This window comes from Allobosea sp. 05T439, from assembly GCF_056396005.1.
On record NZ_JBFTKP010000010.1, the window covers coordinates 1 to 22,510 of the forward strand.

The following is a 22,510-nucleotide window of genomic DNA, read 5'->3' on the forward strand; positions in this document are numbered from 1 at the left end:
GACCAGAAGACCGGCGTCGAGATCGTCCGCAAGGCGATCATGGCCCCGGCCAAGCAGATCGTCGACAACGCTGGCGATGACGGCGCTGTCGTGGTCGGCAAGCTGCTCGAGTCGAAGGACTACGCCTACGGCTACAATGCCCAGACCGGCGAGTACGGCGATCTGGTCAAGGCCGGCATCATCGACCCGACCAAGGTCGTGCGCACGGCGATCCAGGACGCGGCTTCGGTCGCCGGCCTGCTGATCACCACCGAGGCGATGATCGCCGAGCTGCCGAAGAAGGACGCCATGCCGGCTATGCCGGGCGGCGGCGGCATGGGCGGCATGGACTTCTGATCGAAGTCCATCGCTTCTCGCGAATACGACGGAGGCCCGGCGCAAGCCGGGCCTTTTTCATGTCTGCCAGCCCCTGGCTCGGCCTCGGTGCGCGACAGCGGCCCGACGCGTCACGCAACCGCCATCCCGCCGTAATCGCGCCGTCGCGTCCCGCTGAGCAAATGACGCTCACTTTCAGGGGCCAGATATGCTCACACGTCGCACCATGATTGCCGGCCTTGGCGCCCTCACCTGCCTTCCCGCGCTGGCCCAGAGCGACTGGCGCCAGAGCATCAAGGAAATCCGCTTCGGCGTCTCGTCGGCAGAACATGAGGCGGGCGCGATCGCCCGCAACCAGCCAGTGATCGACTATCTCACAGGCAAGCTCGGCGTTCCCGTGAAACTCTATCGGGTCAGCGACTATGCCGGCCTCGTCGAGGCACTGCGGGCCGACCAGCTCGAGTTCGCCCGCTTCGGGCCCGCGGTCTACTCGCTCGGCCGGCGTGTCCTCGGCGACAAGCTGCAGCCTCTGTTCCGCGACATCGATAACAACGGCCAGGAAGGCTATTACTCGGTCATCGTCGTTCGTGCCGACAGCCCCTACAAGTCGGTTGCGGATCTGAAGGGCAAGAACTTCGCCTTCGCCGATCCGAACTCGACGTCGGGCTTCGCCTTCCCGTCCTATTTCCTGCGCAAACAGGGCTTTGATCCGCAGAACCATTTCGGCGGCACCGTCTTCTCCGGCGGCCACGACAACTCAGTCCTGACGCTGGTGCGCGGCCAGTTCGACGGGGTGGCGACCTATCAGGTCAACGAGACCTCCGGCGTCGTCCAGCGCCTCACCGCGCGCAACATGATTCCGGCAGGCGCKACACGCGTGATCTGGACCTCGCCCCTGATCCCCTCCAGCCCGTTCTCGACACGGGCCAACCTGCCCCAGGGACTGAAGGATGCCTTCGTCGCTGCGATGATGGCGATGAAGGCGGAGGCACCCGAGGTCTGGAAGGTCTACACCGACGGTCAGGTTTCCGCTTACGCCCCGGCGAAGCACGAGGACTATCTCGATGTCATCGCGGTGACGGAGGAGCTTGAAGCCCGGCGCAAGCAGAAGCCCGCAGGCTGAGCGGCGATCTGCCGCCGCAACGCGGCACGACAGGCGTTTTCAACAATGAAGTCGCCGATGGAAGCCGGGAATTGGTTCCGCGGGCCGCACCGGCTCTTGCATCGACTTTGGTTGTAAGCCCTATTCCCGCAAGCTGCGGCATTCCGCCGCGCTCTGTGGCACTCTCTTGCGAAAGTCTGCTCCATGCTGAACTCGCCCGCCCTTGCCGACGGCGCCAAGCTCGTCGGCCGCATCCTGCTTGCCCTGATGTTCGTGCTCGCTGGCTACTCCAAGATCAGCGGCTATGCCGGTACACAGCAGTACATGGCCTCGGCTGGCGTGCCCGCCATTCTGCTGCCTCTCGTGATCGCGGTCGAGCTTCTGGGCGGCCTGATGGTCGTTCTCGGCTGGAAGACGCGTCTTGCAGCACTTGCCCTTGCCGGTTTCACGCTGGCTGCGACGCTGCTGTTCCACCTGAACTGGGCCCAGCCGATGCAGCAGCTCCTCTTCATGAAGAACCTCTCCGTCGTCGGCGGCTTCATTGTGCTGTTCGCCGCGGGGCCCGGCCGGCTGTCGCTCGATCGCGGCTGACGTCGCATCACAAATCGCTGAAATCGACACGCCCGGCCTTGAGCMGGGCTTTTTTGTCTGATCCGGTCGGCTAGAAGATATTATCCGCATGCGCCGACGCTGGCGCGAGTTCCCCGGTAAGGAAGACCTGATGCGTCTTTTGAGTTTCTTTGTCGCTGCTCTCGCCGCCATCGCGCTCGTGGCGGGGCAGCAGAGCGGCAGCGGCGGCATGCTCGGTATGGGCGCCGTGGGTGTGCTGCTCGCACTCGCCACCTATCGCTCGACCGAGACCAGCTTCTTCCTGAAGATCTTTTCCGGGATTTTCGGTGTTGAGTACGTCGTCTTCGGGGCCGGCTCGGTGCTCGCGCAGCTTGGCTACTGGCCTGCCGATTGGGCCGCGATCGCTCCCCCTGCCAGCCTCGCCACGACAGTCGCCGTCTTCGGCATCCTGATCTATGCGATCTCCTTCATTCCGATGATCCAGCGCATCTCGCGCCTGGCATCGCCCTATTTTTCCTCGACCGAGACGACGACGGCGTACCTTTGGCCGTTCGGCACCTATCAGATCCAGCTCGGGCGCCTCGGCGTCATCCTGCTGATCTTTCTGGTAATCCTGAATCAAGCGCAGGTCGGCATCTCGCTTCGTCTCAGCTTCTTCAATCGCGATTTCTACAACGCGATCCAGGAGAAGGATGCGCCGTCATTCTGGTATCAGCTGATCTATGTCTTCAGCGTCTGGGCCGCCATCTCGGTGGTCTCGAACCTGATCGAGATGTTCGCCAACTACACGCTGCTGATCCGCTGGCGGCGCTGGATGGCGKAAAAATACAGCAAGAGCTGGCTCGGCAACGCCACTCATTACCGGATCTCGCTGGCGGGCACTGCCGACAACCCTGACCAGCGTATCGCGGAAGATACCCGCGCCTTCGTCAATCAGACCTACAACTTCGCCCTGCCGCTGCTGTCGCAGATTTCGACACTCGTCTCGTTCTCGATCATCCTCTGGTCGATTCCCGTTCCGATCACCATTCCGGGCACCGAGATCATCATCCCGGGCTTCCTGCTGTGGATGGCGCTGATCTACGCGATCGCGGCAACCTGGATCACGCATCTCATCGGCAAGCCCCTGATCGGGCTCGAATTCGAGCAGGAACGCCGGGAGGCGAACTTCCGCTTCTCGCTGGCGCGTCTGCGTGAATATTCCGAGCAGATCGCGCTGATGCGCGGCGAAGCCTCCGAACAGCGGCATCTGAGCCAGCGCTTCGGCGACATCGTCTCGAACTTCTATCGACTGGTCTGGAGCCGGGTGAAGCTGACCAGCTTCACCCTGTCCTATAATCAGGCGAATGTGGTCGTGCCCTATGTGCTGCTCGCACCGCATTACTTCACGGGCATCATCACGCTCGGCATCATGACGCAGGTTGCCTCGGCCTTCGATCGTGTCCAGACGGCGATGTCGTTCTTCATCAACAGCTATCAGGCCATCGCCTCCTATCTGGCCTCGATCAACCGCCTGACCACTTTCGAGGCGGCGATCGGGCAGGCGCAAGCCGCCACGGCCGGCGAGAAGGGCATCCACCAGACCGAACTCCCCGGGAACGAGGTCCATATCGACGGCGCGACACTGACGCTGCCGAACGGCACGCCGATCGTGCGGATCGACGGGCTCGATCTCGGCACTGCGCGCTCGACACTGGTGATCGGACCGTCAGGATCGGGAAAATCGACGCTGTTCCGCGCCATAGCCGGCATCTGGCCCTTCGGGGAAGGCAAGGTCGGGGTTCCCGCCAGTGCGCGGATCATGCTGCTGCCGCAGCGCCCCTACCTGCCGCAGGGGACCTTGCGCGCGGCCATGTCCTACCCGGCGCTCGACGACACCTATACCGATGCCGACATCGCGACGGCGATGACCCAGGTCAAGCTCGCCCACCTGATCGACCGGCTCGACGATGTCGACCTCTGGGCACAGCGCTTGTCAGGCGGTGAGCAGCAGCGCCTCGCCGTCGCGCGCGCCTTGCTGGCCAAGCCCGACTGGCTCTTCCTTGACGAGGCCACCGCCTCGCTCGACGAGAAGCTGGAAGGAGAGATCTACGACCTCATCGACCGGACACTGCCGCAGACGAAGATTGTCTCGATTGGGCATCGCTCGACATTGCGGGAGATGCACGACGAAATCGTCGTCATGCAGCCGAACGCGGATGGAACGCACAGTCCCCGCGCGATGGTTCGTGAGCCAGTCGTTCAGTCGTGAGTCAATGAGCGCCCGTAGCCGGGCGCTCGTCTGCCTTTCCCGCATCACGCTTCGTGTCGGGAAAGGCGGATCGTCAGGAGAACTGAAGCCGGCGGCTGACCGTCGTCAGATGCCGCGGTCGAAGCGCAACTCGCCCGAGGCGGTCTTGATCACCAGCCTGCCCTCGACGAGGTCCCAGTTGCGAGCTCCGCGCAAGGCGACCAGATAGGCCCGCTCGAATTCGGCAGCGCCCTTGTCGCAGGAGCGCTTGGTGATGGCCATGGGGCCGACCGCGATCCCCTGCTGGCGCAGCGGGTATGCCGCAGCGGAAAACGTGTTGCAGCCGCTGTAACCGGTGCCACGCAGGTTCGAGTCGATCTGCAGTGTGGCCTTGCGATCGGCGATCGACTTGCCGTTCATCGAAATCGCCGTCCAGGAGGCGCCCAGGGGGAAGGTTTTTTCCTGTTTCGGCGCTGCAGGCGCCTGCTCCGGCTGGTTCTGCATATCACGCGGCGACATCGCCTTTCGCTGGGCGGAAGCCGGCGACGCGATCAGCAGGGGTGCGAGGCTCAGGGCGAAGACAGCGGCGTAGCCAAGGCGTCGATTCATCATTTCTCTACCTATGCGGGGCCGGGACGATAGCCCACGCCCCGCTCTCATGGAAACGCCTAGAACCGTATCGCGTTGGGATCAACTGCGATCATTGCGACAACGTTGCTTTGCCGAGTGGCAGCGCCAGCAACGTCACGCGGCATCGCGTCGGAAATGGGGCCGGCTTCAGCCCAAGGCGGCGCCAGATGTCGCTCAGATTCGCGCCAGCAGGCGCTCCAGCAGGGGATTGGCCTTGCGGAAGACATAGGCTGGGGCGTTGACGGTGATCTCGTCAGCGCCGGAGCCGGCCAGATCGTCGACCAGTGCGAAGACCGCCTTCTCCGGGCAATGGATGGCCAGGATACCGCTCTCGGCGTGCGCACCGAAGGGCAGCCGAGCGCCATGTCGCACCACCATCTCCTCGATGGCCGCAGGCTTCGCATCGGTGAGCCGCGCGCGGATCTCCCGGACGGAACGCCCCTCCTCCTCGGCCGCGATGCGCGAKAGAATGGCATTGGCGGCGGCACGTGCGCGCGGGCTCCACGGCGCCCGCACCGAGGCGACGAGGTTGGCCTCGGAGGCCAGCATGACGCCATCGTCCAGAATCTTCAGGGCGTTGGCGGCCAGCGTCGCGCCGGTCGTGGTGATGTCGACGATGATTTCCGCGGAACCGGCCGCTGGCGCCCCTTCCGTCGCGCCCAGGCTTTCGACGATGCGGTAGTCGCCAAGCCCGTGCTCGGCGAAGAAGCGGCGTGTCAGGTTCACATATTTGGTGGCGACGCGCAGTTTGCGGCCATGGCGTGCGCGCATATGGCTCGCGACATCGTCGAGATCGGCCATGCAGCGGACATCGATCCAGGCCTGCGGCACGGCGACCACGACATTGGCGTGGCCGAAGCCGAGCGGCGTCAGCATCTCGACGGCGGCATCGGCATCGGCCACCTGCTCGCGCACGAGGTCCTCGCCCGTGATCCCGAGATGGGCCGCGCCGGAGGCCAGTTGCGAGACGATCTCCGAGGCCGAGAGGAACGCGACTTCCGCGCCATCCAATCCCGCGATCGTGCCGCGATAGTCGCGCGAGCCACGCGACTGCACGAATTTCAGTCCGGCACGGCCAAAAAAGGCAGTGGCGTTTTCCTGGAGCCGCCCCTTGGAGGGGACCGCGAGAACCAGCGGAGCGTCGCTCATGATGTTTGTCCCGTCAGCCGGTCGAGCCAAAGCGAGGCGCCGACTGCCGGGGCCGGCTGAGGCGCACCGAGGCGACCGAGCACGTTGTCGTAGCGGCCACCTCCGGCAACGGGCCGGCCGTCGCTGCGGCCCAGGTCATGCAGCTCGAAGATGAAGCCGGTGTAATAATCGAGATTGCGGGCGAAGCCGGTCGAGAAGGAGATCTGGCCGACATCGACACCGCGCGCCGCAAGGAAGCCGGTGCGCTCGTCGAAGGCGTCGAGTTGCTGCCCCAGGTCGAGCGAAGCCTGGTCGGAAAGGGCCCGCAATGCGGCCGACGCCGCATCGGGATCACCCGTGACGGCAAGTGCCTGGCCGAGCACGGCCTTCACATCCTCATTGACCGGGTTCTCGCGCTMAGCGGCACGGGCCAGGAAGCGTTCGGCGATATCGCCGGCGGAGCGGCCTCCGACCGTCGAGATCCCCGCGATCGACAATACATCCTCGACAAAGGCCTTGGCCGCCTTGGGATCCTGCCCCTCCAGCGCCTTGAGCAGTCCCGCATGAGCCGTTTCGCCAGTGGCTGCCGGTGGATCGAGCGCCTCGACCGCCTCGGCCGCCTTGCCCTGCACGACCGCGCGCATCAGCCGGCGGCGCGCCCCCTGCGGCACGGCCAGACCATCGAGCAATGCGCCGAGCAGTGCGACGTCGCCCATCAGAACACGCGGCTGCGTCAAGCCAAGCGCCGCCGCCGCCTCGATCGTCAGTGCCATGATCTCGGCATCGGCTGCGGCAAAATCCTCGCGGCCAAAGGACTCGAGCCCGGCCTGTGCGAATTCACCCGGCTCACGCGAGCGCATGCGGAAGACCGGGCCGGCATAGGCATAGGCCATCGGCGCACTCACGCCCGCCGCGATGTGATCCAGCGCCACCGGAATCGTATATTCCGGGCGAAGGCACCAATCGCGGCCATCGGCGTCCTGCGTCATGAAGATGCGCCGGCGGATATCTTCGCCTGAGAGATCGAGAAAGACATCGGCCGGCTGCAGAATCGCCGGCTCGGCGCGCTGATAGCCCTCAGCGGCGAGGAGCGCGATCACGGTGTCGATGCTGGCGCGTGTGGCGGACAAGGGCAGCTTCCTGTTGCGCGGCTGTCCTAGCAGCCGCGTCATGGATTTTCGATGGTTTTTAGGGAATTGGGTTAGCGGGATTTGGCGACCGACTCGTTGCCGACGGTTTCCGTCATGGTCGGGCTAGTCCCGACCATCCACGTCTTTGCCTACGATGAACGCTCAAGACGTGGATGCTCGCCACAAGGGCGAGCATGACTTTCAATCAGCCGTGTCGCTTCAGCACCCGCTTCACCCCCTCGACCAGCTMGGTCACCGGCACGGCGAACTGGGCCTCGGCCTGCCTCGCTTTGTGCTCGGCCGAATCCTTGACGTCGCGGCTGGCGGCGGCGAGTTCCGCGCCGAGGATCAGGTCCTTGATCACGATCGTGCCGGCCTCGCGCTCGGAGGAGCCCTGGATCACCGCACAGACCGCGCCGCGCTTATCGGCATATTTCATCTGGGCGTTGAAGCCGGAGCCGCCGAGATAGAGATCGGCACGCAGCAAGGGCTTGCCGTCCCCGTCCCGGGCCTGGCGGAGCTGAGACACGAATGCCTGATAGGCCGGCATATGCTCGGGCGTCTTGTTGTCCATGGCGGTGACGACGACGAGCGGCAGTTCGTTCTTCGTGTCGACCAATGGCGACTTCACCGCCTTCAGTGCCGAATAGAGCCGCGAGACGCCGACCGAGAAACCCGTCGCCGGCACCGGTTCCGGCCGGAAGCGGCCGACCAGCCCGTCATAACGTCCGCCGCCGGCGACCGAGCCAAAGCGCACGACCTGGCCGTCGTCATTGGTGACCGGGAAGGTCAGCTCCACCTCGTAGACCGGGCCGGTGTAATATTCGAGGCCGCGCACCACGGAAGGATCGATGACGACGCGGTCCGCATAGCCAGCCGCTGCGATCAGATCCGCCATCATGCGCAGTTCCTCGGCCCCTTCATGGCCAACGGGCGTCGACGCGAAGCCATCTGCGAGACGCTGCGCGGTCGCGGCATTGTCCGCAGCCCTGGCATCAAGAATGGACAGGACGCGCGTGGCCTGTTCGGCGCCCAGCCCCGCACCCTTCGTAAAATCTCCGCTCTCGTCCTTGCGCCCGTCACCCAGCAGCAGCCGCACGCCGTCGGGGCCGAACTTGTCGAGCTTGTCGATCGCGCGCAGCACGGTCAGCCGGCGCCCGGCATTCTGCTCGCCGCCAAGCCCGATCGCCTCCATCACGCCATCGAGCACCTTTCGGTTGTTGACCTTGACGACATAGTCGCCGCGCTTGATGCCGAGGCGCTCCATCGTGTCGGCAGCGAGCATGCAGATCTCTGCATCGGCCGCGACCGAGCCCGAACCGACGATATCGGCATCGAACTGCATGAACTGACGGAAGCGCCCGGGCCCCGGCTTTTCGTTGCGGAAGACGTAGCCGGCGCGATAGCTGCGATAGGGCTTTGGCAGCGCATCGAAATTCTCGGCGACATAGCGCGCGAGCGGCGCCGTCAGGTCATAGCGCAGCGAGAGCCACTGCTCGTCATCGTCCTGGAAGGAGAAGACACCCTCGTTCGGCCGGTCCTGGTCCGGCAGGAATTTCCCGAGCGCATCGGTGTATTCGACGAAGGGCGTCTCGACCGGGTCGAAGCCATAAAGCGAAAAGCTCTCGCGAATGACGGACAACATGCGCTCGGTCGCCGCCACATCGGCAGGACCGCGGTCGATGAAACCACGCGGCTGGCGGGCTTTCAGCTTGTCGGGTTTCGACATGGTTCAGGCTTCACTTCTTGAACGAGATGCGGAACAGCCCGCAGGGTAAGGTCCCGCGTTCGGTAACTTGACCGGGCAACGGGGGCAAGCACGCTTGCCCCTCCCCGAGCGGGAAGCGCCTATTCGGCCGCKAACAGCATGTCCTTCTGCTGACGCGGATCGCCGAGGGGAGCATCCTTGATCCCCGCCCTTGCCAGCTTCTCCGGCAGCGGCCCGCCGGTGGCCCAGTCGAGCAGCTCGGCGGTATGGACGACCGGGGTCGTCGCGCCCCGGTCGGCAAAACCCTTCGCCAGCTGGGTCATGCAGCCGATATTGCCGGTGGCGACGATCTGCGGCTTCGTCTTCTCGATATGGCCGATCTTGCGTTCGCGCAGCTGCCCCGCGATCTCGGGCTGGAGGATATTGTAGACACCGGCCGAGCCGCAGCAGATATGGCCCTCCGGCACCTCCTTCACCTTGAAGCCGGCTCCGCTCAGAAGGCGCTTCGGCCCGTCCTTGAGCTGCTGCCCGTGCTGCATCGAGCAGGCCGAGTGATAGGTCACCGGCAGCGCGACCTCACGGACATGGCGCAGCTCGAGCGTCTCGAGGAACTCGGTGACATCCTTCGCGAGGCTCGAAATCGTCGCCGCCTTCTCCGCATAGGCCGGCTCGTTGCGGAACATGAAGCCGTAATCCTTGATCGTGGTGCCGCAGCCTGAGGCGGTGATCAAGATGGCATCCAGCCCCTCGCCGTCKACCTCGGCCATCCAGGCGTCGATGTTGCGCCGGGCAAAGACGTGACTGTCCTGTTCGCGCCCCATGTGATGGACGAGCGCGCCGCAGCAGCCCTCGCCCTTCGGCAGCACGACCTCGACGCCATGGCGCGTCAAAAGGCGGATCGTCGCTTCGTTGATGGCGGGGTCGAGCACCGGCTGGGCGCAGCCTGAAAGCAGCGCCACGCGCTTGCGGCGCACGGCCGTGACGGGGAAAACCTGCGGCCCCTCCATGGTCGAGCGCGCCGGCAGGCGTGCAGGCGCCAGCGCCAGCATCGCCTTCAGCCGCCCGCCGACCTGCGGCAGCAGGCCGAGAAGGCTCCCGAACGGCTTGCCCAGCATCGCCGCCAGCATCGCGGCGCGGAACCGACCGGGATAGGGCAGGATCGCAGCGAGCACTCGGCGCAACGCCTCGTCATGCCAGGAACGCTGATAGGTCTCCTCGATATGGGCCCGGGCATGATCGACAAGGTGCATGTAATGCACGCCGGAAGGGCACGTCGTCATGCAGGAGAGGCAGGAGAGGCAGCGGTCGACATGCTTCACCACCTGCTCGGTCGCCGGCTTGCCGTTCTCCAGCATGTCCTTGATCAGGTAGATCCGCCCGCGCGGGGAATCGAGTTCGTCGCCCAGCAGCAGATAGGTCGGGCAGGTTGCCGTGCAGAACCCGCAATGCACGCAGGTGCGCAGGATCTTCTCCGACGCCGGCAGGCGCGGATCGGAGGCCAGATGTTCGGGCGTGAAGTTGGTCTGCATCGCTCAGGCCCCTCCCTGCCAGATTTTGATCCAGTCGGCGGGGTAGATCAGCATGATGATATTCAGGGTCAGGTTGTCACGGATGAGGTAGCCGACCACCAGCTCCATGCCGAGCGCAAGCGAAATGGTGAGCCAGACGGGCAGGACACGGGCGAGAAGGAAGCCKACGATCATCGCCGCGATATCGGAGACCGAATTGATGATGCTGTCGCCGGTATAGCCGAGCGAGATCGTCATTTCCCGGTAGCGATCGATGATCGCCGGGCTGTTCTCGGCAATTTCCCAGGCGTTCTCGATCAGGATCGCCAGAAGAAGCGCCTGCCCGAACGAGATCGGCAGGCCGGTCAGCCGGCGCACCGACCAGAACAGGCCATAGAAGAGGAAGCCATGGATGATGTGGGAGAAGGTGTACCAGTCGGCAATATGCTGGGAGTTCTCCGACGAATTGACGTCGCCGTGCCACGGCTTGACAAAGCCGCATTTGCAGATCGGCTCGCGGCCCATGACAAACAGGATCAAGGCGGCTGCGGCAATCATCAGAGCCGCGACGAGGGCGATCGTGCCCGGCTTGAACCGCCCCGGCGCCCAGGCTTGGCGGCGCCCCCCTTCAGTGCGGATCTCACGCGCGGCGGCTATCTGGTCGAACACCATCAAATCCCCGCATACATTCGGCCAGGCTCGAAGATTCCGGCCGGGTCGAAGCTGTTCTTGATTCCGGCCGTGACCCGCATCAGCGGCTCGGCCAGTGGTTCGAAGACCGGTACAACAGCGCGAACCGCGTGGGGTGCGCGCACCAGGGTCGCGTGACCTCCAAGCGACCTGATCGCAGCACGGATCGCGGCGGCTCCAGCGTCCTCGTCAGGCGGCACGGCGAGCCAGACCAGGCCGCCGCCCCAGTCATAGAACCAGCGCGCTTGCGGCAAGGCTTGCATGATCGCCGCCGTAGCACGCGGGGCCCTCGTCGGAGCAAGCGAGAGCCGCCAGACGGCTTCATGGCTGCCGGCGAAGAACCTCGCATCCCGTACGGAATGCCACAGCTCCTGCGAGGCGGCCCCCTCGATCAGTTCGGGCCTGCCGTACTGGCTCAGCAATTCGCCCAGCGCATCGGCGCGATAGGCGATCGAGCTCGCGAAATTCTCCAGCCTGAGCAGCGTGCGGGCCTGGTCGGCTCCGATGCCGGCCGGCAGATGCGCCGCCGCCATCGGTTCGAAGGGCGAGCTGAGCGCGGCCGAAAGCAGAGCGACCGCCGCCTCGTCGGCAAGGCCGGGCCAGGCCAGCGTGGCCACGCATTCCGGCGCCGGCAATACGCGGAAGGTGACTTCGGTCAGGAAGCCAAGCGTGCCGTGGGCACCGCTCACCAGCTTGACCAGATCGAGCCCGGTGACGTTCTTCATGACCCGGCCGCCGGACTTGATCGCCTCGCCCCGGCCGTTGATCAGCCGGATGCCGATCAGCGAGTCGCGGGCTGCACCAGCGTTGATCCGGCGCGGACCGGAGATATTTCCGGCTGCGACGGCACCGATTGTCGGCTCGCCCTCCGTGCCCAGCAATGCGCGATGATCCATCGGCTCGAAGGGCAGCATCTGGCCGCGGTCGGCCAGCGTCCTCTGGATCTCCGCCAGAGGCGTGCCGGCCCTGGCGCCAATCACCATCTCGGACGGCTCGTAGAGCGTGATGCCGGTCAGACCAGCGCTGGAGATGGTGCTCACGACCTGGGTCGGGCGCCCCAAGCCGGTCCGCGTACCGCCGCCGCGAATGGTGACCGGCGTGCCGTTGGCAGCGACGGAGGCAACGACGGCGCAGGCCTGGGCTTCCGTGGTGGGGGTGTGAATGGTCACGCGGCGACCCTGCCATCAAGCGGAAAGACCTTGGCCGGATTCAGCAGCCACTCGCTGTCGAAGACCGCCCGCACCCGCATCTGCTGGTTGAGATCGGCTTCGTTGAACTGCACGCGCATCAGATCGCGCTTCTCGATGCCGACGCCGTGTTCGCCGGTGAGGCAACCGCCCACCTCGACGCAGAGCTTGAGGATGTCGTTTCCGGCATCCTCGGCTTTGCGCGCCTCGACGGGGTCGTTGCAGTTATAGAGGATCAGCGGGTGGAGATTGCCGTCGCCCGCATGGAAGACATTGGCGACGCGCAGTCCATAGCCTTTGACGATCTCTGCCATGCGCTGCAGCACAAACGGCAGTTGCCCGGTCGGGATCGTACCGTCCATGCAGATGTAATCGGCGATCCGGCCCGTCGCACCGAAGGCCGATTTGCGGCCCTTCCAGATCGCGGCGGTCTCCATCGCCGACTTGCTTTCCTTGACCGTCTTGACGCCATGCTCGCGCGCGATCGCAACGATGCGCGCAAGCTGGGCGTCCATTTCCGCGTCCGAGCCCTCGACCTCGATGATCAGCAGCGCCTCGACATCCATCGGGTAGCCGGCCTTGGCGAAGGCTTCGCAGATCTCGATCGCCGGCTTGTCCATGAACTCCATCGCGACGGGGATGATGCCGGCGCCGATGATGGCGGCCACCGCGGCCCCTGCCTGCTCGCTGCTCGGGAAGCCGAACAGCACCGGGCGCGCGCCCTCGGCCGAGCGCAGGATCCGCACCGTCGCTTCGGTGACGATGCCGAGCTGGCCTTCGGAACCGACGATCAGGCCGAGCAGGTCGAGACCCGGGGCATCGAGATGGGCGCCCCCGATCTCGACGATCGAGCCATCGAGCATCACCAGGGTCACGCCCAGCACATTGTTGGTGGTGACGCCGTATTTCAGGCAATGCGCGCCGCCGGAATTCATGCCGATATTGCCGCCGATCGAGCAGGCAAGCTGGGAGGACGGGTCGGGCGCATAGAAAAAGCCCTCGGACATCACAGCCCCGGTGACGGCGAGATTGGTGACGCCGGCCTGCACCCTGGCGGCGCGGTTGGCATAGTCGATCTCGAGGATGCGATTCATCTTCGAGACACCGATGACGACGGCATCCTCCTGCGGGATCGCGCCACCGGCGAGCGAGGTGCCAGCGCCCCGCGGGACGACGGGAACGCCCTGCTCGCCGCAATAGCGCAGCACCGCCGCGACCTCCTGCGTCGTCGAGGGCAGCACGACCGCCAGCGGCATGCGGCGATAGGCGGTGAGCGCATCGGTCTCATAGGGCCTGCGCTCGTCATCGGAGGTGATCAGGGCCTCGGGCGCCACCAGTCCGGCAAGCCCGGCGATGATCGCATCGCGGCGCGCCAGGATGTCCGCGCGCGGCGCGGGAAAGGCAATGGCGCTCATGGTCTCCTCCTCCGGATGTCAGCTCTCGCGATATCACCCACACCCGGTTTCATACAAACAGGTTAGACCAATTCGAACCCGCTTGCAGCGCGACCAAAAGCCATGATTATTTCCAAAATGGAAAAGGTGGGCGAGCATGGACCGGTTCGGCGATCTGGATGTCTTCGCGCATGTGGTGACGGCCAAGAGCATGTCCGCGGCGGGGCGCGAATTGAAACTCTCGCCGGCGGTGATCTCGAAGCGCATCCGCCGGCTCGAGGAGCGCCTTGGCGTGCGGCTGCTGCAGCGCACCACGCGGCAGTTATCGCTGACCGAAGCGGGACAGGGCTTCTATGAGCGCGTGGTCTCGATCCTGTCCTCGATCGAGGATGCCGAGGCCTGGGTCGCAAGCGGCGCGGGCCAAGCGCGCGGGACCTTGCGCGTCTCCGCTCCCACCTCCTTCGGCCGGTTGCATATCGCGCCGCATCTGAAGCCCTTTCTCGACGCCAACCCGATGGTGACCGTCGACCTGATCCTGAGCGATTCCTTCGTCGACATCATCGCGGAGGGGTTCGACCTCGCGGTGCGGATCGCCGACCTTCAGGATTCGAGCCTCGTCGCCAAGCGGCTCGCGCCCAATCATCGCGTGCTCTGTGCCGCGCCGGACTATGTCGCCACTCGCGGAATACCGGCCAGCATCGAGGAGCTCTCTCACCACACGCTGATTGCCCATAATGCCGACCAGTGGCGGCTGGACGGACCGTCCGGTCCGGTCGGCGTGCGCGTCAACGGGCCGCTTCGGACCAATTCCAGCGAGGTCGTGCGCGAGGCGCTGCTCGCCGGCGTCGGCATCGCATTGCGCTCGACCTGGGATGTCGGGCCGGAACTGAAGACCGGGCAGCTCGTCAGGGTCCTGCCGGATTACTCGGTCGGCAAGCGTGTCGCCGTCTACGCGGTCTATCCCAGCCGCCGGCACATGGAGCAGAAGGTGCGCGTCTTCGTCGATTATCTCGCGGAGCTCTATGGCGCGACGCCGTACTGGGATGCGGGGCTTGATCTATGAGACGGCTCCCGCCCGCCCGTCATAGGGCATCTGCGCGGCGCCGGATTGCCCGGACACGTGGCTTGCTCGATCTTCGACACATCACTGGAGAAACCCGCTCATGTTCGGCTTGATCGAAGGCACCGGCGTCGAGGTTCTGGACCCGCGCTTCCACCGGGTCGTGCCGGGCTCGGCGCGGGTCGAGAGGCTGTGGACCGGAGCCCGCTGGTCCGAGGGGCCAGCCTGGTTTCCAGCCCATCGCAGCCTGGTCTGGTCCGACATCCCGAACAATCGCATGCTGCGCTATGACGAGGTGAACGGCCAGGTCGGCATCTTCCGCCAGCCGGCACGGAACTCGAACGGCAATACGGTGGATCCGCAGGGCCGGCTCGTCACCTGCGAGCATGGCGGGCGGCAGGTGACCCGGACGGAACATGACGGCTCGATTACCGTGCTTGCTAACAACTGGCAGGGCAAGCGGCTGAACTCCCCCAATGACGTCGTGGTGAAATCCGACGGCTCGATCTGGTTCACCGACCCGGATTACGGCATCGGCAGCGACTATGAGGGCGACAAGGCGGATGGCGAGATCGGCCATTGCAACGTCTACCGCATCGATCCGGTCAGCGGCGCGCTCTCGATCGTCGCCGACGACTTCGTCAAGCCGAACGGCCTCGCCTTCTCGCTGGACGAGAGCGAGCTCTATATCGCCGATACGGGGGCGAGCCATGACCCGGATGGGCCGCGCCATATCCGGAAATGCGCCGTGACGGGGGACGGCGCGTCGCTGGGCCGCTCGGAGATCTTCGCAACCTGCTCGGCCGGCCTGTTCGACGGCTTCCGGCTCGATGCCACCGGCCGCATCTGGACCAGCGCGGCGGACGGCGTGCATGTCTATCACCCCGACGGCACCTTGATCGGCAAGGTGCTGATTCCCGAAATCGTCGCCAATGTCTGCTGGGGCGGCGCGAAGCTGAACCGCCTTTTCATCTGCGGCACGACATCACTCTACTCAGTGATGACCCACGCCAACGGGGCGACCTGGCCGAAGCGCTGAACCGCGCTCAACTCTGCGGCGGCTCCGACTTCATCCGGACCACCAGCAACGGCATGGCGAGGCCGAGCAGCATGAAGCGCGCAAGATGGTGCGCGCCGACATAGAGCGGATCGAGCCCCATGGCGAAGGCAAGCATCGCCATCGCCTCCAGCCCTCCCGGCGCAAAAGCGGCCATTGCGCTGGCATAGGGCACGCCCGCAAGCCAGGCGGCCGGCCAGGCGAAGGCGAAGGCGACCACCATCGAGACGAAGAAGCCGCCAATGGCGAGCGGGAACAGCCCGGCGATTTCGCCGCGCTTGAGGTTGGAGACGCGCCCGCCCATCGCCGCGCCCAGCATGACCATCACCACGGTCGCGATCTCGGGCGGGAGCGTGCCATGGACCACGCCGGTGCCATGCAGCACGGCACTGGCCATGGTTGCGCCCAGGATGAAGGGCGCGGTGACGCCGATGCGCTCGAAGACGAGCCCGGTGACCAGGGCCACACCAAGAACCAGCGCCATATCCGGTGCGCTGGCGACGATCACCGCCGGCATCTGACCGACGCTGCCATCGCTCAAGGCCCGCATCAGACTGGGCAGGATCGCGACCAGGACAAGGATGCGGAAGAGCTGGATCACCGCGATGCGGCCAAGATTGGCCCCCTTGGCATGGGCAACGGCGATGACCGCCGACAGCGCGCCAGGCGCGGCGGCCAGCAGGGAATCAATCCAGGACCAGCGCGCGACGTAACGCAGATAGGCGCCGGTGGTGAGCATGATGGCCGCGAGCGCGACGAACAGGACCGCCAGCGAACCGGGATAGCGCGCCGTTGCCGCAAGCGCCTCGGGCGTCGCGGAGGAGCCGATCAGCACCCCCGACATCAGCATGGTCGCATCGAACCAGGGCTTTCGCAGATCGGGCAGGCGCTTGGCGACGCCGACGATCGAGACGATCAGCATCGAACCCGAGAGCCAGGCGGCCGGCACGTCGAACAGCGCGAAAATGGCGCCGCCGAGGGCGGCGCAGGCAATCACGGCCGCTTCACGCGACAATGTCTTGAGCCTGTAGGGGATGTAAGCCGGGCCGGTCATGTCACTCGGAGCAAGCGCCGAGGAGACACGACGCAGGGCCGATCAATGAACGCGGCGCGCAATCCGGTCAAACAAGGAGATGCTATCGCCGCGCAAGGCTGGGCTGCGCCCAGCGGGGCCTATGACGTCAACGCCCTTTGCAGCCGCGCCACCGCCTCGACGAGGTCAGAGGATTTGCGCGCGAAGCAAAGCCGCAGGCCCGTCTCGCCTCCGGGGCCGAAAGCGGTGCCCGGCGCCAGGCCGACATTGGCCTCATCGACCAGTTCGATCGCCAGCGCGCGCGAATCCTCGCGGCCGTCGACACTGAAGAACTGGTAGAAGGCGCCATCCGGCGCGGTCAGCGAAACCCGGTTCGTCGCCTTCAGGCCTTCGAAGATGATCTTCCGGCCTTCGGTCGCACGCGCGATCTGCTCGGCGACGAAGGGCTCGCCCTCGGTGAGAGCGGCGATCGCGGCGCGCTGGACGAAGACCGGCGATCCCGAGGTCGAATACTGGATCAGGTTCTCGACCACCTGGCCGAAGGCGGCCGGCACCTCGATCCAGCCGATGCGCCAACCCGTCATGGCCCAGTTCTTCGAGAAGGTCTGGACGAACAGGACGCGATCCTCCGCCTCCATCACGTCGTGGAAGGAGGTTGCGCGCGGCGCCCCGCCATAGACGAAGCGGCCATAGATCTCGTCGGCGATGATCCAGATACCGTGCTTGCGAGCCAGGGCAAGCAGCGCAGCCATCTCGTCCTTGGTCGCGGTCCAGCCGGTCGGGTTCGCCGGGGAGTTGATGACGAGCGCGCGCGTCTTCGGCGTGATCGCCGCGGCGAGCTTGTCGAGATCGAGCGTGAAGCGGCCGTGCTCCAGATCCATCGGCACGCAGACGGCCTTGGCTCCCGCCACGCCGATGGCCGCAGCGAAATTGGGCCAGGCCGGCGTCGGAATCAAGAGTTCATCGCCAGGTCCGGCAATCATCCTGACGGCGATCTGAACGGACTGCATGCCCGAGCCCGTGACGAAGAAGCGGTCGGCGGAAAGCGGCTGACCGTAGAGCGCCGTGTGGTAACGCGCGAGCGCCTCGCGCAGCTCCGGAATACCGCGCTGCCAGGTGTAGAAGGTCTCGCCATCAGCCAACGACTTGTTGGCGGCACGGACGATGAAATCGGGCGTCGAGAGATCGCCCTCGCCGACCCAGAGCGGGATCAGGCCAGGCTTCAGCCGGCCGTGATTGACCACCTCGACGATGCCGCTTTCGGGTGCATTACGGGCCTCTGGCCTCAACTCGGCAATCAGGCTGGCGCCCGGCAGCGTGCTCGTCGTCATCGGCTTCGACCTCGCAAGTTCAATGCCTCACCTTTAGCCGAAGCGGCGAGCGGGAGGCATGAAATCGCGAGATCGGGTTGATCGCTCGCGGTGATGAATTGCCCGCGAGCGGTGAGCGAAATCAGGCGTTCTTCTGCTTCAGCAGATCGCGGATTTCGCCGAGCAGCACGACGTCCTGCGGCGGGGCCGGCGGCTCGGCCGGAGCTGCCTTCTGGTCCCGCTTCACCCGGTTGATGCCCTTCACGACCAGGAACAAGGCAACGGCGATGATCAGGAAATTGATGGCTGCAGTGACGAAGCTGCCATAGGCGAACACGGCGCCCTGCTTCCTGGCCTCGGACAGGATCGGGCTGGTGACCGCGCTATTGAGGCCGAAGAAGTAATTGGAGAAATCGAGACCGCCCAGCGCGCCGAAGATCGGCATGATGATGTCGCTGACGAGAGAGTCGACGATCCTGCCAAAGGCCGCGCCGATGACCACGCCGATGGCGAGGTCCATGACGTTGCCCTTCATTGCAAATTCTTTGAATTCCTTCAGCATTGCCCTGCCCCTTCACCTCGGGATGATCGGCTTCACGCCTACCGGACGGCGTGCACGGATGTCGCAGGCTAATTGAGAGTTGCAGCGGTTAGAAGCCCGTCAGGGCGCCGACCTTTCGTCGGTGCACAGTCTTGGCCGGGGTTGAACGGACGATAGCACGCTGCCGCAGCGCAACGGCTGGGCAATAGCAGCCCGCGCCCAGCGGGAAATCTCCGGTCCAAGGCCTCGCGAGATCAACAGCTTAGGCGGTGCCTCGGCCGAAAGCCGCATCGCGCTGGGCGCGCACATGCACTAGGCTGCGCTGCTGCCGCTCTGGCATGGAGGCAAGATGATCCCGGCCTGGTCCGTCGTTCTGGTCGCGCTCGGCTATCTCTGCGTGCTGTTCGCCATCGCGCACGCTGCCGATACCTTCGGCCGCAAGCTGATGGGCGGGCCGGCGCGCACGACGATCTATGCGCTGGCGCTTGGCGTCTACTGCACCTCCTGGACCTTCTACGGCTCCGTCGGCTTCGCCAATCGCGCCGGTTTCGATTTCCTCGGCATCTATGTCGGGCCGATCCTGGTCATCGGCTTCGGCTATCGCTTCGTCACGCGCATCGTCGAGATCGCCAAGTCGCAGAACATCACCTCGATCGCGGATTTCGTCGGCGCGCGCTACGGCAAGAGCGAGCGGGTGGCCGCGCTCGTCTGTCTCGTCGCCGTGATCGGCGCACTGCCCTACATCGCCTTGCAGCTCAAGGCCGTCGCGAATTCGCTCTCGGTGTTCCTGACCGCAACGGGTGGCCAGGCGCTGACGCCGGATGTCCCGGTCCTCAGCGACCTCGCCTTCCTCGTCGCCATGGTGCTCGCCGGCTTCGCCTGTGCCTTCGGCACACGCCATATCGATGCAACCGAGCACCAGGACGGGCTGGTGCTGGCGATTGCGGCCGAGTCGCTGGTCAAGCTCGTGGCGTTTCTCGCGCTCGGGATCTTCGTCGCCTATGGCCTGTTCGATGGCTTCGGAGACCTCCTCGCCCGGGCGGCGAAGATGCCGGACGGGGCGCCTCCGATCTGGGAGCGGACCTCGAGCTGGCCGACCTTCCTGACGCTGACGCTGCTCTCGTCCTTCGCCGCGCTGCTGCTGGCGCGGCAATTCCACATGACGATCGTCGAGAACCGGGACCCGGGCGACGTCCGCCGCGCCGCCTGGATGTTTCCCCTCTATCTCGTCCTGATCAATCTCTTCGTGCTGCCGCTGGCGGCGGCGGGCGAATTGCTGATGCCGGGAAGCGGCATCGATCGCGACATGACCGTGCTGCTGCTGCCGCTGGAGCGGGGTGCAGGCTGGCTCGCGCTGTTCGTCTTCATCGGCGGGCTCTCCGCCGCGACCGCGATGGTGATCGTCGCCTCGGTCGCGCTCGCCATCATGATCTCAAACCATCTCGTCATGCCACTGCTGGTGCGCGGCCGAGGCCTGCTGAGCGACCCGGACCGGGCCATCCCGAGATCGCTGCGTTCCGGCCCGACCGGCGGCGACCTCGGTTCGCAGGTCGTGATCATCCGGCGCTTCGCCATCCTCGCCGTGATCCTGATGGGCTACGCCTATTACCGGGCGGCAGGTGAAGCGGCGCTGGTCTCGATCGGGCTCCTGTCCTTTGCGGCAACCGCACAGATCGCACCGGCATTCTTCGGCGGATTGCTCTGGCGGCGCGGCACCGCGCTCGGCGCCGTCGCAGGCTTGACGGCGGGCACGCTGACCTGGGCCTACACGCTGCTGGTCCCCAGCCTCGCATACCCCACCAGCGTCTGGAGCGAGATCGTGGCCAAGGGGCCGCTGGGCATCACGTCATTGCGGCCGGAAGCCCTGCTCGGCCTCGATCTGCCGGCCCTGCCGCACGGCGTGTTGTGGAGCCTCGGCCTCAACCTTCTCTGTTATGTCGGCTTCTCCCTGCTGCGACCGGCCAATGCCATGGAGCGCCTGCAGGCCAACTCCTTCGTCACCTCCGATCGCGCAACGATGGCCCAGTCCTTCTCGCTCTGGCGGTCCAGCGTCACGGAGGCCGAGCTGCAATCGACCATCGGTCGCTATCTCGGCCAGGAGCGGACGCAGCGCGCATTCGAGGGCTTCTCCATCGGGCGTGGCGAGGTTGCCAGCAGCAGCAATCGCGAGGCCGACATCCACATGCTGCGCTTCGGCGAGCATCTGCTCTCGTCGGCCATCGGCGCGGCATCCTCACGGCTTGTGCTCTCCCTGCTGCTGCGCCGCCGGAACCTGTCGACGGAAGCCGCCTTCAAGCTGCTCGATGATGCTTCGGCAGCCCTGCAATATAATCGCGACATTCTGCAGCACGGGCTCGACCATGCCGGCCAGGGCATTACCGTGCTCGACCGAGACCTGCGGCTGCTCGCCTGGAACCAGGCCTTCATAGAGCTCTATGACCTGCCGCAGTCGCTGGTGCGGTTCGGCACCGGGCTCGACGAGATCGTCCGTTTCAATGCTGCCCGCGGCGCCTATGGCGATGGCGAGCAGGATGAGTTGATGGCCGCGCGGCTCGAGAGCTTTGTCAATGACCGCGAGCCAGTCCGGCTCAAGCTCTTTCCCTCGACCAAKGTCATCGAGATCCGCTCCAATCCGCTTCCCGATGGCGGCCTGGTGACGACCTATACCGACATCACCGAGACCGTCGCCGCGCATGAAGAGCTCGAGCGGACCAATGAAAGTCTCGAGCGACGCGTCGCCGAACGCACCGAGGAAATTCTCCACGTCAACGCCGAGCTTCAGCGCGCCAAGGCCGAAGCCGAGGAGGCGAATGCGTCCAAGACGCGCTTCTTGGCCGCCGCCAGCCACGACCTGCTGCAACCCCTCAATGCCGCGAGGCTCTATGCGACGGCACTGGTCGAGCGTGACCKGATCGCCACCAGCCCCGAACTCGCCGAGAATATCGATGCGTCGCTGGACGCGGTCGAGGAAATCCTGACGGCACTGCTGGAGATCTCGCGTCTCGACGGAGGCGCACTCAAGCCGGAACTGACCAGTTTCAGGCTCGACGAACTGATGCGCCAACTCCAGCGCGAATTTGAGCCCAGCGCTCAGGAACGAGGCCTGCAACTGGTGTTTTCGCCCAGTTCCGTCGCCCTGCGCTCGGACCGGCGCCTGCTGCGCCGGCTGCTGCAGAACCTGATATCGAACGCGATCAAATACACGCCGAACGGCAAGGTCCTGGTCGGCTGCCGCCGCCGCGGCAATCAGGTTTCGATCGAGGTGCTCGATACCGGCCTCGGAATTCCTGCCAGCAAGCAGAAGACGGTGTTTCGCGAGTTCCAGCGGCTCGATCAAGGGGCCAGGGTCGCCCGTGGCCTCGGGCTCGGGCTTTCAATCGTCGAACGCATCTCCCGCACGCTCGACCACAAGCTCACGCTGACCTCCACGCCAGGGCGCGGGACGCGGTTCTCGGTGATGGTGCCGCGAACGGCGCCGCTCCCGGCCATGGCGACCAGCAGCACCCCGCCCCCGACGCCTGCGGGGCAATTGGCCGGTCTCAAGCTCCTGGCGATTGACAACGAACCCACGATCCTCGATGGCATGAAGCGCCTGCTCGAAGGATGGGGCTGTGCGGTCGCGACAGCGCCCGGGCTGGACGAAGCGCTTGCGCAGCTTCAGGCCCACGGCATGCCGGACGTGATCATCGCCGACTACCATCTCGACCATGGCGACGGGCTGAGCGCAATCGCAGCCTTGCGCGATCGTTCCGCCAGGCGCGTTCCCGCGATCCTGCTGACGGCCGATCGCTCGCCTCAAGTGCGGGAGGCCGCTGCGGCCTTCGACGTGCATATCCTCAACAAGCCGCTGAAGCCCGGAGCACTCCGCGCCCTGCTTGCGCAATGGCGCGCGATGCGTCTCGCCGCTGAATAGCAGG

The 22,510-nt window shown here is 65.6% G+C and carries 18 protein-coding genes; 7 read left to right on the forward strand and 11 right to left on the reverse strand.

All coding sequences use genetic code 11. The features are described 5' to 3' along the window. From AC1DIO_RS13530 to AC1DIO_RS13545, 4 genes are all read left to right on the forward strand, one after another. Positions 1-336, forward strand: a 336-nt coding sequence (locus tag AC1DIO_RS13530) for a TCP-1/cpn60 chaperonin family protein (protein ID WP_476853503.1), incomplete at its 5' end; no start/stop codon positions are given. A 187-nt stretch (positions 337-523) separates the two neighbouring features. Then, on the forward strand, positions 524-1,438 hold the full coding sequence (gene phnD, locus AC1DIO_RS13535) for a phosphate/phosphite/phosphonate ABC transporter substrate-binding protein (RefSeq protein WP_476853504.1): 915 nt from the start codon (positions 524-526) through the stop codon (positions 1,436-1,438). Between the two features lie 183 nt (positions 1,439-1,621). After that, on the forward strand, positions 1,622-2,008 hold the full coding sequence (locus AC1DIO_RS13540) for a DoxX family protein (protein ID WP_476853505.1): 387 nt from the start codon (positions 1,622-1,624) through the stop codon (positions 2,006-2,008). A 130-nt stretch (positions 2,009-2,138) separates the two neighbouring features. Then, entirely contained in the window at positions 2,139-4,238 is a 2,100-nt protein-coding gene (locus AC1DIO_RS13545) for an ABC transporter ATP-binding protein/permease (protein ID WP_476853506.1), read from the forward strand. Positions 4,239-4,343: 105 nt separating this feature from the next. Here AC1DIO_RS13545 and AC1DIO_RS13550 read toward each other — a convergent pair whose 3' ends face one another. The 8 genes from AC1DIO_RS13550 to AC1DIO_RS13585 form a co-directional block, all read right to left on the reverse strand. After that, positions 4,344-4,826 (reverse strand): META domain-containing protein, encoded by a 483-nt coding sequence (locus tag AC1DIO_RS13550; protein WP_441489044.1) that lies wholly within the window; start codon positions 4,824-4,826, stop codon positions 4,344-4,346. A gap of 195 nt (positions 4,827-5,021) precedes the next feature. Next, positions 5,022-5,996: an ATP phosphoribosyltransferase gene (gene hisG, locus AC1DIO_RS13555; protein ID WP_476823345.1), complete on the reverse strand. Its 975-nt coding sequence runs from the start codon at positions 5,994-5,996 to the stop codon at positions 5,022-5,024. Beyond that, positions 5,993-7,105 (reverse strand): ATP phosphoribosyltransferase regulatory subunit, encoded by a 1,113-nt coding sequence (locus AC1DIO_RS13560; RefSeq protein ID WP_476853507.1) that lies wholly within the window; start codon positions 7,103-7,105, stop codon positions 5,993-5,995. The genes hisG and AC1DIO_RS13560 overlap by 4 nt, the downstream gene beginning before the upstream one ends. A 205-nt stretch (positions 7,106-7,310) precedes the next feature. Beyond that, a complete protein-coding gene (gene hisS, locus AC1DIO_RS13565; protein ID WP_476853508.1) occupies positions 7,311-8,834 on the reverse strand; it encodes a histidine--tRNA ligase in 1,524 nt (507 codons plus the stop codon). Between the two features lie 119 nt (positions 8,835-8,953). Beyond that, positions 8,954-10,342: a glycolate oxidase subunit GlcF gene (gene glcF / locus AC1DIO_RS13570; RefSeq protein ID WP_476853509.1), complete on the reverse strand. Its 1,389-nt coding sequence runs from the start codon at positions 10,340-10,342 to the stop codon at positions 8,954-8,956. 3 nt (positions 10,343-10,345) lie between these two features. Then, positions 10,346-10,900, reverse strand: coding sequence for a DUF2585 domain-containing protein (locus AC1DIO_RS13575; protein ID WP_441489231.1), 555 nt, complete (start codon positions 10,898-10,900; stop codon positions 10,346-10,348). 92 nt (positions 10,901-10,992) lie between these two features. Further along, the gene (gene glcE, locus AC1DIO_RS13580) at positions 10,993-12,180 is read right to left on the reverse strand and encodes a glycolate oxidase subunit GlcE (RefSeq protein WP_476853510.1); all 1,188 of its coding nucleotides are present in this window, start codon (positions 12,178-12,180) and stop codon (positions 10,993-10,995) included. Next, a complete protein-coding gene (locus AC1DIO_RS13585) occupies positions 12,177-13,613 on the reverse strand; it encodes an FAD-linked oxidase C-terminal domain-containing protein (RefSeq protein WP_441489038.1) in 1,437 nt (478 codons plus the stop codon). The genes glcE and AC1DIO_RS13585 overlap by 4 nt, the downstream gene beginning before the upstream one ends. Positions 13,614-13,749: 136 nt before the next feature. On the opposite strand from AC1DIO_RS13585, the gene AC1DIO_RS13590 reads away from it, so the two are divergent. Together AC1DIO_RS13590 and AC1DIO_RS13595 are read left to right on the forward strand one after the other, a co-directional pair. Further along, positions 13,750-14,655 carry a LysR family transcriptional regulator gene (locus AC1DIO_RS13590; protein ID WP_441506546.1) on the forward strand — a complete coding sequence of 302 codons (906 nt, stop codon included), beginning with the start codon at positions 13,750-13,752 and terminating at the stop codon, positions 14,653-14,655. 100 nt (positions 14,656-14,755) lie between these two features. Further along, the gene (locus AC1DIO_RS13595; RefSeq protein ID WP_476853511.1) at positions 14,756-15,691 is read left to right on the forward strand and encodes an SMP-30/gluconolactonase/LRE family protein; all 936 of its coding nucleotides are present in this window, start codon (positions 14,756-14,758) and stop codon (positions 15,689-15,691) included. 7 nt (positions 15,692-15,698) lie between these two features. Here the strand turns inward: AC1DIO_RS13595 and AC1DIO_RS13600 are convergent, their stop codons facing one another. From AC1DIO_RS13600 to mscL, 3 genes are all read right to left on the reverse strand, one after another. Continuing rightward, positions 15,699-16,763, reverse strand: a complete 1,065-nt coding sequence (locus tag AC1DIO_RS13600; RefSeq protein WP_441489035.1) for an AbrB family transcriptional regulator — start codon at positions 16,761-16,763, stop codon at positions 15,699-15,701. Positions 16,764-16,882: 119 nt separating this feature from the next. Further along, positions 16,883-18,073, reverse strand: a complete 1,191-nt coding sequence (locus tag AC1DIO_RS13605) for a pyridoxal phosphate-dependent aminotransferase (protein WP_476853512.1) — start codon at positions 18,071-18,073, stop codon at positions 16,883-16,885. A gap of 121 nt (positions 18,074-18,194) precedes the next feature. Beyond that, positions 18,195-18,614 (reverse strand): large conductance mechanosensitive channel protein MscL, encoded by a 420-nt coding sequence (gene mscL / locus AC1DIO_RS13610; protein WP_441489033.1) that lies wholly within the window; start codon positions 18,612-18,614, stop codon positions 18,195-18,197. 328 nt (positions 18,615-18,942) lie between these two features. On the opposite strand from mscL, the gene AC1DIO_RS13615 reads away from it, so the two are divergent. Beyond that, positions 18,943-22,506: a hybrid sensor histidine kinase/response regulator gene (locus tag AC1DIO_RS13615; RefSeq protein WP_476853513.1), complete on the forward strand. Its 3,564-nt coding sequence runs from the start codon at positions 18,943-18,945 to the stop codon at positions 22,504-22,506. Positions 22,507-22,510: the final 4 nt, after the last annotated feature.

Excerpts from the sequence above, each read along its gene's own strand:
- AC1DIO_RS13595 (WP_476853511.1), top strand. The coding sequence starts at position 14,756 with ATGTTCGGCTTGATCGAAGGCACCGGCGTCGAGGTTCTGGACCCGCGC.
- AC1DIO_RS13590 (WP_441506546.1), top strand. The coding sequence starts at position 13,750 with ATGGACCGGTTCGGCGATCTGGATGTCTTCGCGCATGTGGTGACGGCC.
- mscL (WP_441489033.1), bottom strand. The coding sequence starts at position 18,614 with ATGCTGAAGGAATTCAAAGAATTTGCAATGAAGGGCAACGTCATGGAC.
- AC1DIO_RS13540 (WP_476853505.1), top strand. The coding sequence starts at position 1,622 with ATGCTGAACTCGCCCGCCCTTGCCGACGGCGCCAAGCTCGTCGGCCGC.
- AC1DIO_RS13600 (WP_441489035.1), bottom strand. The coding sequence starts at position 16,763 with ATGACCGGCCCGGCTTACATCCCCTACAGGCTCAAGACATTGTCGCGT.
- AC1DIO_RS13550 (WP_441489044.1), bottom strand. The coding sequence starts at position 4,826 with ATGAATCGACGCCTTGGCTACGCCGCTGTCTTCGCCCTGAGCCTCGCA.
- AC1DIO_RS13605 (WP_476853512.1), bottom strand. The coding sequence starts at position 18,073 with ATGACGACGAGCACGCTGCCGGGCGCCAGCCTGATTGCCGAGTTGAGG.
- AC1DIO_RS13585 (WP_441489038.1), bottom strand. The coding sequence starts at position 13,613 with ATGAGCGCCATTGCCTTTCCCGCGCCGCGCGCGGACATCCTGGCGCGC.